This is a genomic window from Prevotella scopos JCM 17725 (assembly GCF_018127785.1).
GTDB classification, from domain to species: domain Bacteria; phylum Bacteroidota; class Bacteroidia; order Bacteroidales; family Bacteroidaceae; genus Prevotella; species Prevotella scopos.
The window spans coordinates 109,621-121,808 of the sequence record NZ_CP072390.1; the positions used below are offsets into that span (position 1 = coordinate 109,621).

Sequence of the window (12,188 nt, forward strand, 5' to 3'; positions counted from 1 at the left end):
AAAAAATTAATAATTTTACTACTAAAAAACGTTTTCTATTTCTACGATTGTGCTTTTCCTAACCATATTGCCCGGCCAAAGACAACACTATTAACACGTATCGTATGGGGTTCTAAGAATTCCCCCTTTAATAATCGGACTGCAAAGGTACTTATTTTCAACCTTATACACTAATGTTACCTCGTGTAAGTATGTAATGTTTATATTTATTTAACACAATATCTCCTCACCTTCTCTCACCAACCCATTCCTCCCATTCCCTGTCTTCTCCTTCCCGGTTAATATATGTTACTCTGTCTTTATATACCCTGTCTCCAATTGTTTGCGAAAACTTAAAAATGCGGCGATGAAGTCAAAAATGGTAAAAAAGATAGAGGGTTATGATTGTTTTGTTTATTTTTGCACCCACTTGATACCATTTTCTGCCCACTCGTAGGCTGACGAAAGTCATTAGGGTATAATAATAAAAGGTGATACATAGAACATAAATTAATATAACAGATTAAACAAAGATGAATTTAAAATCTATTTTCTTAGGCGTGGCTTTAGCCTGCGGTACAGTTATCGGTTATGCCGATAATAATATTAAGTTGGTTGTTGGCACTTATACTGATGCTGGCAGTCAGGGGTTGTACTCTTTCTCTTTTGATCAGTCAACAGGTGCAGCATCTGAACTGAGTTCGTTGAACGTAGAGGATCCTTCTTACTTCGCATTTAGTAAGGACGGACGTCATATTTATGCTGTTAGTGAGAAGAATAGTGCAACAGCTGTTCTTAATAGCATTGGTTTCGACCCTATTAATGGTACTTTCGCTTTTAAGAATTCACAGTTGACCCATGGTGGCGACCCTTGTTATGTATCTACCGATGGCAAGATTGCTCTTACAGCTAACTATTCTGGTGGTACTATTTCAGTATTCCCTATCCTAAAGAACGGAACACTCGATAAGTCTTTGTTGCAGATTGGTAGTAAGAAGGGTGGTCCTAACCGCTCACGTCAGAACACCCCTCATGCGCATTGTGCTGTCTTCGCACCTGATGGTTATATCCTTACAACCGATTTCAGTGGCGACCGTATCCTTTGTTTCTCTTATAATAAACATGATAAGAAGTTAGAGAATCATGGTATTGCAGCGCATATAAAGGCTGGTTCTGGTCCACGCCATCTTGTTTTTGCTCCTAATGGTAGATATGCTTATCTTATGAACGAATTGTCTGGTAAGGTGATCGTTTATAGTTATAGTGATGGTAAGTTAAAGGAACTTCAGTCTATTGCTGCTGATAACGCTAATGCACATGGTGGTGCTGATATCCATGTTAGTCCTGATGGTATGTTTGTTTATGCAAGCACACGTTTGAAGGGTGATGGTATCACAATCTTCCGTGTAGGCAATAAGGGAACGTTGACTCGCGTTGGTGTGCAGCGTACGGGTAAACATCCACGTAACTTTGCTATAACGCCAAATGGTAAGTTCCTGCTCGTTGCTTGTCGTGATGATAACTCTATACAGGTTTACTCACGTGATAAGGATACGGGCTTGCTTAAGAATACTCATCAGGACATTGTCCTTAGTCACCCTGTTTGCGTGAAGTTCTATCCGGAGTAAGGCTCTTTTAGGAGTTAAGGAGATTTCAAGAGGAGTTAAGGATTTAAGGAGTGAAATGGAGTTAAGACGATAGTCTTTTTCCTTTCGCTCCTTTTCTGTTTTTTGTAGTTAAGGAGTTAAGAAATGAAGTTAACACATTAGGCTTTTTTGTTTAGTCAGTTATTATCATATACTTATAGTCTTAATCTCATACTATGCCTATATCCTAAATTAGAAGATGATAAACGTTTTTTTATTCTAATAAGAGAAACAAAACAGCCTCCCAAACTCGCGTCTGAGAGGCTGTAATTATATAATAATGAAAAGTTAAGTTTACTCTGCTACTGGGCGTACACCTAGGCCATACGAACGGGTTCCAAAACCATTAGAATCTGTAATTGGCATACTAAATCTATTGCTTGTCATTAAAGCACGGAAAGCGAAGCCAGGACCACCTGTACCATGAATTAAAGCAGCGGATGCCCAATACATAGCATAACCATTTACGCCTTTAATAACTCCATCATTACCATCACGGTATCCACCAGCTGGGAAGTAGATATCCTTGTCATTATCTAATTTGAGCGTATAACCATTCTCCCATACAGCTACACCTTTGCTTAAGTCCTTAAATGCATACGCATCTGGTACTTTGAAACCAACTGGTGATGGGTCATAGATAGTCTTTACTCCGTTCTTTATAGGGGTCTCTGATTCATACATCTTATCGTTATCAGCCGACCAAAGGTTGATGTATTGATGATTTGTCCAGCTCAACTTACCACCACCTACCTTAGGTAGCATTATACCCGGTTCACGAATACTAAGTCCGATGGTACGTTTCTCCATCCTTTGTACATTTGCAGGGTTAGTGTAATCTGTAACCTGATCACCAACTATAACATAACCATCGTTGAATTTGTAACCTGTATTAGGATAGAAAGTATCCGTTCCAGGGAGCGGATCCTTACGTCCCCACTGATAAAGATTTCCATATCCTTCGCGAACATTATTACCTGCAGCTTGCTTAAGCGTAATAGTAGCAGTCTTCTTTTCGCCTGTTTCAGCCTGTTGTTCTATCTTAACAACAACTTCACGCTTGAGTCCGCCTGTCCATTTGGTGTATTTCCAACCAAGGTTATCAGTCATAAAGTTATATGTAGTGCCGCCACTGGTAAATGGAATCTTCTTAAGAGAACTCTTAGGAGTAAACCATAAGTGCCATGACCACATAACAGTACCTGATGCATTCTTAACAGCGATGACAGCATTACCATTAACCAACTGATTCTTGTTAACAGTAAACTCAAGGAAAGAGTTTTGTCTGCTACCTGTTACTGATGCATTGGATACAACACCAGCTACATCTGACCATACAATTTCAGCTTGTGTTGCTGGGTCTCCAGCGTTCTGTACGTTGATATATGGAGAAGTAATCTTGTGGTCGTTATGATCAACGAATTCCTGCAATACGAACTCTTCTGTACCCATTACTTTAGTTTTAGAACTGGTATATGCTGAAGAGTTAGTACCACCTCCCTTAATAGCGTTACCATAAACCAATGGAATACGGTATGTACCAGGTGCACTGATAATGTAACAGTTTGCTGTATTTTCTATTGCAGTCTCACCTTTAGCATTAGCAAGATTGTAGTTTGTAACAGGGTCTGCATGCTTCATTGCATAGTTGAAGTCAGCCAAGACATCACGTTGGTTGGCTTTGAAGGTAGCAGTATATTGTTCAACATCTTGCGTTGTAGTTCTGCCTTCATTAGGAATAGTCAACCAATCAGGCTTCTCACTCATAGAGAAGGTACCATCTCCATCAGCGTCATAGCTAACTACCTTCCATTTAACAGCACGATGCTGCTTGTCATCGTCTACGTATGATGTAATCTGATATGATGTAGTTGCACCTTCTGTGTTTGCTGCTTCACTTGGATTAGGAGTAGCTTCGAAGGTATATTTGAGATTATTAGCCGACTGTGATAATGCGTATGTCTTTGTAGTACCAGCCTTCCAAGTGCCAGCGAGCGGTGCTACGATAGCAGGATTAGGCTGATTGTCGAAGTATACCTTAACCTTGAGACCCGATAAACTCTGTGGAATCATATAGAAAGTGAAGTTGTCGCCATCTTTACCAACGATAGTCTCATTGACATGACCAGATGTGTTTACGCTGATACCGCTGAGTGTGAAGGTAGCAGGAGTGCTAACGTCAGACCATGCACTGTTGAAAGATGCACCAGTAGTAGCCTGTACTGATGAAGGTAAAGTGAACTTACCCTTGCTCTTTGCACCAACAATCTCAATCTTTGTAATCTTATGAGTACCTGACAAGCGGTCGCCAATCTTGAAACGGATAGCGGTCATTGCGTGCTGGAACTGCAATGGTACTGCAGGCGCAGTACCCTGTGTTGCATAGTGAATAGGAGTTGTACCAGAACAAGCAGTCATCAAATCTTTCTGATTTTGTACAGTTGGTTCAACCTCAATATTTACGTATGGAGTTGAAGTGTTAGATGCTGGAGAAAGTGTTAACTTGCTGTAAGATGTTGTTATCTGTGGATAAACAGCGTAGAAACGTGCGTATGGCTCACTCCATGACCAAAGTTGAGTCGTTGCGAGTGTACCGTCAGCATTTACCTCAGCGTTATGGAACCAAGGAGTGGTGCTGATGCTTGTTGCAGAAGTTCCACGATAAGCGATTGCAGAGAACTTGCCAAGTGTAGCTGTTGTGGTAATATTAGCACGTGTAGCAGCCACACCAGCATTAGTAAAGTCATCGTCAATACCTGCAACAGTACTCTCTATGAGGCAATACTCGCTGTTGCCAGGAATTTCAATCTTGCGTGTTGCAAGGTCCTCAGGTGTCAATCCCTGCATCTTCAGCTGCTCTGCGAATCCTGCACGGGTCATTGCCAAGGCTGGATTAGCCTTTGCTGCCTGCTGAGCCTGCTCGCCTGCAGTTGTCACCTGAAATTTTACGGCAGTACCATTCTGCCCAATATTTGTAGAGTCGAGTTCGTTGTCAGAGCAGGCTGTTAATCCCAAGACTGTCAGTCCGCTAAGACATGTAAACATGAGTGCCGCTGTTGATTTTCGTCCAACATTGCACTTGCGAATTTTATTAAACTTCATGAATGGATAATTTTGTTTGTTTTTTACTTTAAAATAAAAACTCTTCCAACTTAATTCTCAGGTACGAGGTTTGTGTCATCATTGTCCTCATCGGGATTTATTACTGTAGGAGTCGTATTTACAGGGGGGCTACCAGCCAAGATTGAACATTCGCCAATCAAGCTAAATATCAAAATTTGAGGCTCCAAATAAGCCTTCTTTGTTTCTTTTACTTTCATTTTATAATTGTTTTGAATACCTATTTACCTATTTATTTTTTTAGTGCTTACAGTGGCTATAGATAACAAGCATATATTTGGTGGTTATTTAGCAATATATTACTCGTATCGTTTGTATGTTTTAGATTGAGGGTGCAAAGATAAATAAAATAAAATGAATGTCAAAGGAAAAGTGGCACAAATCGAGTACGATACCAGTTGTTTATACTTCTAACAGGTGATTTTTTTCGATATCCTGTTTTTAATAGCTGTTTCTTTCTTTTGTTTTTATATGATATTTTTTTTGAATAAATAAAGGCTATTTGTTTCATGTGATATGGAAAGAGTAAAACACGATACTTTATTTAATTCTTAACTAAAGTTTCCCACCCTCAAAAGTTGGCTTAAAATAACAGTTCCTCAATAATCATTGGTCTCTTTGCAGTACTATATTTCATTGATATTGATACACAGAACTTCAGTAAGGACCAAGACACAGCACTATCGATGAAGAGGCTTAAAAGATTTTTACCGCTACCTTTCTAAGCAAACGACGAATAAATGGTTTTCAGCAAGTTACCACACGTTTTATTCCTCTCGTTTCCTCTCCGATAAACCATCTTATGCTTCTTGTTACCCATATATCCTGCCAACAGAACTACACATGTAGCCTTTCTTATTATTTCCCAATGCTCTCTAAGACTTGTCCGAAGGCTCTGGACAGTTGTTCCGGAGCGTCCGGACACTTTGTCCGGCGCCTCCGGACGATTCTTGTTAGATACGTACTTTCTGTTTGTTTTAGACAGAATGACAGAAAGAGCATATTTTTAATGACACATTTCTTTATCGAGCAAATGTGCGATTTAGCAATTCTGTTGTAATCAAACAGTCGGTACATTCATCGGTTACCCTGATTCTTTAACTACATTGAGTCATCTGCTCATTATGTACCTTCTGTCTATGTCACTCGTGTAATCCGTAGTTCTGTACAGATAAAGACAGCGTAACTTTTCTAATTCATAGTTCATAATTATGATTACCTTTGTCTGGTGTCGATTATTGCTACAATCAACTTGTTTACTTGTTAACCAGAAACTTGTCAACAGCCCCAAGACACCTCCCATTTATCGTTATTCTACGCTCATAATAACTTATCTAATACTTGCAGAAACAAAAGAAAGAATGTATCTTTGCTGCGGTAAAAAAGTATTGTACATAACCTTTTTAATGAGTATGAAGATAAGACAATGGCTATATGTTATTCTTTTTATAGTTGTGTTTTCAGCCTGTTCGGATAACAACACAAAGAAATATGTCATTGGTGTCTCTCAATGTTCAGAAGATATCTGGCGTGATAAACTTAATACCGAACTTGTGATGAGCACTTATCAGCATGATAATGTGACGTTGAAATTTGCCTCAGCCAATGATAACGATAAATTACAACAAGAGCAGATAGAGCAGTTTATAAAGGAAAAGGTTAATCTTCTTATTGTATCTCCTAACCAAATTCATACCATTTCATCGGTCATCGATAAAGCATACGATGCAGGAATCCCTGTTATCCTCTTCGACCGTAAGACCGATTCAAGAAAGTATACAGCCTTTATAGGGGCTGATAACTATGAGGCAGGACACGAAATAGGCTATTTCATCGGGCAGCAGTTAGAGGGTAAAGGGAATATAGCAGAGATTTGTGGATTACAAGCATCGTCTCCTGCAATCGAACGAAACAGAGGTTTTATGGATGCACTGAAGAGTTACCCTAATGTAAAGGTAGTGGCTCGTGGGTATGGAGATTGGATAAAAGAAAGTGGTGTCACGGCTATGGATAGTATACTTGTGCAGTCTAAGGAGTCTTTCCAATATGTCTTTGCACAAAATGACCGTATGGCTTTAGGTGCTTTGCAATCTATAAAGAAGCATAAGGTTAAGGGAATAAAAATAGTTGGAATAGATGCTCTTCCTGTACCAGGAGGAGGTATGGAGAATGTTCGTGATGGTAATTTAGAAGCTTCTTATATCTATCCTACCCGAGGCGATTCGGTTATGCAACTCGCGTTGAATATCCTTGAGAAGAAGCCTTATAAGCGTGACAACTATCTAAAAGGTGCATTGGTAACAAAGGCAAACGCTAATGTTTTACTTATGCAAAATGAAGAGATGAATAAGCAGACCGCCCGTCTCAATGCACTTCATGGGAAGGTGGATACTTATTTGGTGCAATATAATCATCAAAAGATGTATATTGTGCTTTTTAGTATAATCCTTCTCTTGCTGATAGGTATTATGGTTTATATCTATCGAACCATACTTATGAAGCGGCGAATAGAGGAAGAAGCCAACAAAGCAAAACTTCAGTTTTTTACAAATATAAGTCATGAATTGCGTACACCGCTTACGTTGATAGCTGATCCTGTGAACTATATCATCCATGATGATAACCTTAATTCACAACAACGAAGTATGCTTCAGATAGTACAACGTAATGTGCTTGTCCTGACACAATTGGTCAGTGAGATTCTTGACTTCCGTAAGGTGCAGAATGGCAAGATGGAACTACGCCTCTCCGACTTTAATCTTGCGGAAAGTATGAAACAATGGATTAAGCTTTTCAGTGTCTCTGCACAAAAGAAGCATATTGCCATTAGTATGGATGCTCCTGATACAATCATGCTCAGAGCGGATCAAGATAAGATAGAGCGAATCTGTTATAATCTTCTTAGTAATGCCCTAAAATATACGTCTGAAGGTGGAGAAATCACTCTGATGGCTAAAGAGGAGGGTGGACGTGTTATGATTAGTGTGGCAGATAATGGTTGTGGTATTTCAAGTGATGAGCTTCCTTATATTTTCGACCGTTTCTATCAAGCAAAGAATGCAGGACGTGGCACGGGTATTGGGTTGGCTATTGTGAAAGCTTTCACAGAATTGCATCACGGAGAAGTAAGTGCTACAAGTATAGAGGGAAAAGGAAGTACCTTTACTATCCATATTCCAGTTAGACAGAAAGGAGAGGTAACTAACCAGCCTACAGAGAAAATAGAACAATTGATTGAGCCATCATCCGCACAAGAAGTTCCGAATCAAGCTCGTCATATAGACGAACTTATACAGCCTTATCAAACAGATAAACCAGAGGTGTTAATCATTGATGATAATATCGATATTCGCACTTATTTAAGGTCGGTACTATCCGAAAAGTATAATGTGAGTGAAGCCGCTGATGGAAAAGTCGGTTTGGAACTTGCACGGAAAATAGTTCCAGATATAGTGTTGTCGGACATTATGATGCCTGTGATGGACGGATTAGCGTTTTGTCAACAGCTGAAAACGGATAAAGCTATCAGTCATATACCTGTCATTTTACTAACAGCACGTAGTCTTGATGAGCAACGCGCTGAGGGGTATGAGCATGGCGCAGATGCTTATTTGTCCAAACCATTCTCACTTCGTCTACTCCTTTCACGTATTGACAATCTCATAGAAAGTAGGAAAAAGTTGAATCAAACATGGTCAAAAGGTGTTGAGGACGATGAAATCGGTAATATTTCGAATGAAATTGATAAATCTTTCCTCAAGCAATTGCGAAAGATAATACAAGAAAACCTTGCAAATAGTGACTTAAGTGTAGAGCAGATTGGCGATGAAATCGGACTTTCTCGTGTACAACTTTATCGGAAAGTAAAGGCTCTTACGGGATATTCTCCTGTAGAAATTGTACGTAAAGCTCGTCTCACTCGTGCCCGTCATCTCCTTCAAACGACTGAGCGCACGGTGTCAGAAGTGGCTTATGCTGTTGGCTTCTCTACGCCCAGTTATTTCTCAAAGTGCTATAAAGACGAGTTTGGGGAGAATCCCAAGAAATGATAATAGAATTATGTAATCTGTTTTAAATAAGTGATATAGGCACTTGTGGGTGTGTAAATCTCCTGTAAGGTGAGGTGTTGAACATTTAAGAAAATGAACGATTAGTCAGATTCGTGAGAATAGACAAATCGTTCATTTATTATTAATATCTTTTTTATGTAACATTTATTACATTCGGAGAACGATTATTATTGGAAAAGGATATCACCATTTCTTATCTTTGCGCCATAAACCAAAAGAATATTATTTAGTATTACTAACTATCAGAAAGTCATGAAACAAGTATTGCGAGTAATCATGAGTCTGTTACTTCTGATGTATTGTGCTGGGGTTATGGCACAAACTGCAGATGTTAGCGGTAAAGTGATTGACGAACAGGGGGAACCTGTTATTGGTGCATCGGTGGTACAGAAAGGTACATCAAATGGTACTGTCACCGATATTGATGGTAATTTCACCTTTAAGGCTCCACAAAGTGCTACACTTGTAGTCTCCTATGTAGGCTATAAAAGTGTAGAAGTAAAGGCTGGTGTCGGAATAAAGGTACAGCTACAAACAAATGCGAGTGAACTAAACGAAGTCGTTGTTACGGGTTATACAACCCAACGCAAAGCAGATCTTACAGGTGCTGTGTCGGTTGTAAGCGTAGATGAATTAGCAAAGCAGAATGAGAACAATCCTATGAAGGCGCTACAAGGTAGGGTTCCTGGTATGAATATCTCTGCAGATGGTTCACCTTCAGGATCTGCTACGGTACGTATTCGTGGTATTGGAACTCTGAATAATAACGATCCTCTTTATATTATAGATGGTGTACCGACTAAGGCTGGTATGCATGAGTTAAATGGTAGTGATATAGAAAGTATTCAAGTTTTGAAAGATGCTTCTTCTGCTTCTATCTATGGTAGCCGCGCTGCTAATGGTGTTATCATTATTACTACAAAGAAAGGTAAGGAGGGAAGAGTAAACGTAGATATTGATGCTTCTATTGCGGCGTCAATGTATGCCCATAAGATGAAAGTTCTTAATGCAAAACAATATGGACAGGTAATGTGGCAAGCTTATGTTAACGATGGTATGGATCCAAATACTAATGGTTTAGGGTATCGTTACGACTGGAGTTACGACGTACAAGGAAATCCTGTGTTGAATAGCATTAGCATGCGTAAGTATCTTGATGGTGCAGGAACAACACCTGCTGCTGATACAGACTGGTTTGATAAAACGACACGTACAGGTGTTGTTCAGAACTATAATGTAGCGGTAAGTAGCGGTTCAGATCGTCATTCTTCTTATTTCTCATTAGGTTATTATAAGAACTTAGGTATCATTAAGACATCTGATTTTGATCGTTATTCAGCTCGTATGAATACTGAATATAAGTTGATAAAAGATGTTTTAACCGTTGGAGAGCATTTTACGTTAAGTCGTACGTCAGAAGTTCAAGCACCTGGTGGGTTCCTTGAGAATGTTCTTCAGTTTAATCCTTCACTCCCTGTTTATACAGAGAGCGGAACTTATGCGGGTCCAGTCGGTGGTTATCCTGATCGTGAGAATCCTGTTGCACGTCTGTATCGTAACAGTGATAATCGTTATGTTTATTGGCGTACTTTTGGTGATGCATACATAAATCTTCATCTTTTTAAGGGATTTAATTTGCGCTCAACCTTTGGATTGGATTATGCTCAGAAACAACAGAGATTCTTTACTTACCCTATAACAGAAGGAACGGTTGCTAATTCAAAGAATGCTGTTGAGGCAAAACAAGAACATTGGACAAAGTGGATGTGGAATGCTGTTGCAACTTATAATTTGCAAGCTGGTTTACATCGTGTAGACGCAATGGCAGGTATTGAGTTGAACCGTGAAGATGATAACTACTTCTCTGGTTATAAAGAAGACTTCCTGATTCTTAATCCTACCTACATGTGGCCTGATGCTGGTACTGGTACTGCACAAGCCTATGGTGGAGGGAGTGGATATTCTTTGGTGTCTTATTTCGGAAAATTGAATTATAATTATGCTGACAAGTATTTAGCTTCATTCACCCTTCGTTATGATGGCTCATCACGATTTGGTAAGAATAATCGTTATGCAACATTCCCTTCTGTTTCTTTGGGATGGCGTATTAATCAAGAGAAGTTCTTAAAGAGTGCACAATGGTTGAATGATTTAAAACTTAGAGCATCGTGGGGAGCAACTGGTAATCAAGAGATTTCTAACATCGCACGTTATACCATATATGTTAGTAACTATGGAGTAAATGAAAATGGTGGTCAGAGTTATGGTACATCATATGATATAGCAGGTACTAATGGTGGTCGTCAATTGCCAAGTGGATTTAAACGTGACCAACTCGGTAATAATGATATCAAATGGGAAACGACCTACCAGACTAATCTTGGTCTGGACTTCTCTATGTTCAACTCTTCATTATATGGAAGTTTTGACTGGTATTATAAAAAGACTAAGGATATTCTCGTACAGATGGCTGGTATCGCAGCTATGGGAGAAGGAAGTACACAGTGGATCAATGCTGGTGCTATGGAGAATCGTGGTGTAGAACTCAACTTGGGTTATCGCAAGACAACCAATGCTGGTTTTCATTATGACATAGCAGGCAACTTTAGTACTTATCGTAATAAGATTACAGCTTTGCCAGCAACAGTTGCTGCCAATGGTACCTTTGGTGGTAATGGTGTGAAGAGTGTTATTGGTCATCCTATGGGTGCACAAGTTGGCTATGTTGCAGATGGAATCTTCAAGAGCCAAGAGGAAATAGATAATCATGCGAAACAGGATGGTGCAAAACTTGGACGTATGCGTTGGAAAGACTTGGATGGCAATAACGTCATTACAGAAGCAGACCAAGACTGGATTTATAATCCAACACCAGACTTTTCTTATGGTCTTAATGTGTATCTTGAATACAAAAACTTTGATTTCACAATGTTCTGGCAAGGTGTACAAGGTGTAGATATTATCTCTGATTTAAAGAAGCAGACTGATATTTGGGCTGGTTTGAATATTGGTTTCCTAAATAAGGGTCAACGCTTGTTAGACGCATGGAGTAGTACCAACCCAAATAGTAATATTCCTGCGCTCTCACTATCAGATAATAATAATGAGAAGCGTGTTTCTACCTATTGGGTGGAGAATGGTTCCTACTTAAAACTGCGTACTATTCAGTTAGGTTATAATCTACCAAAGCGTATGACTAATCGTCTTGCAATGCAGCGTTTACGTTTCTACCTCAGTGCACAGAATTTATTAACTATACATAGTAAGAGTTTTACCGGTGTTGATCCAGAGAATCCAAACTATGGTTACCCAATTCCACTCAATATCACATTCGGTATAAACGTTACATTCTAACAATTATCATCTGACTATA

The 12,188-nt window shown here is 39.3% G+C and carries 5 protein-coding genes; 3 read left to right on the top strand and 2 right to left on the bottom strand.

What is annotated here, in order from left to right:
- Window positions 1-512: 512 nt before the first annotated feature.
- A complete protein-coding gene (locus tag J4856_RS05870; RefSeq protein WP_025837096.1) occupies window positions 513-1,607 on the top strand; it encodes a lactonase family protein in 1,095 nt (364 codons plus the stop codon).
- Window positions 1,608-1,919: 312 nt separating this feature from the next.
- Here J4856_RS05870 and J4856_RS05875 read toward each other — a convergent pair whose 3' ends face one another.
- Together J4856_RS05875 and J4856_RS05880 are read right to left on the bottom strand one after the other, a co-directional pair.
- A complete protein-coding gene (locus J4856_RS05875; protein WP_025837094.1) occupies window positions 1,920-4,727 on the bottom strand; it encodes a fimbrillin family protein in 2,808 nt (935 codons plus the stop codon).
- Between the two features lie 50 nt (window positions 4,728-4,777).
- Window positions 4,778-4,945: a hypothetical protein gene (locus tag J4856_RS05880; protein ID WP_172823679.1), complete on the bottom strand. Its 168-nt coding sequence runs from the start codon at window positions 4,943-4,945 to the stop codon at window positions 4,778-4,780.
- 1,212 nt (window positions 4,946-6,157) lie between these two features.
- Between J4856_RS05880 and J4856_RS05885 the strand changes: the two genes are divergently transcribed.
- Window positions 6,158-8,794, top strand: coding sequence for a substrate-binding domain-containing protein (locus J4856_RS05885; RefSeq protein ID WP_025837092.1), 2,637 nt, complete (start codon window positions 6,158-6,160; stop codon window positions 8,792-8,794).
- A 273-nt stretch (window positions 8,795-9,067) separates the two neighbouring features.
- Complete coding sequence (locus tag J4856_RS05890; RefSeq protein WP_065367642.1) at window positions 9,068-12,169, top strand: SusC/RagA family TonB-linked outer membrane protein; 3,102 nt, start codon at window positions 9,068-9,070, stop codon at window positions 12,167-12,169.
- Window positions 12,170-12,188: the final 19 nt, after the last annotated feature.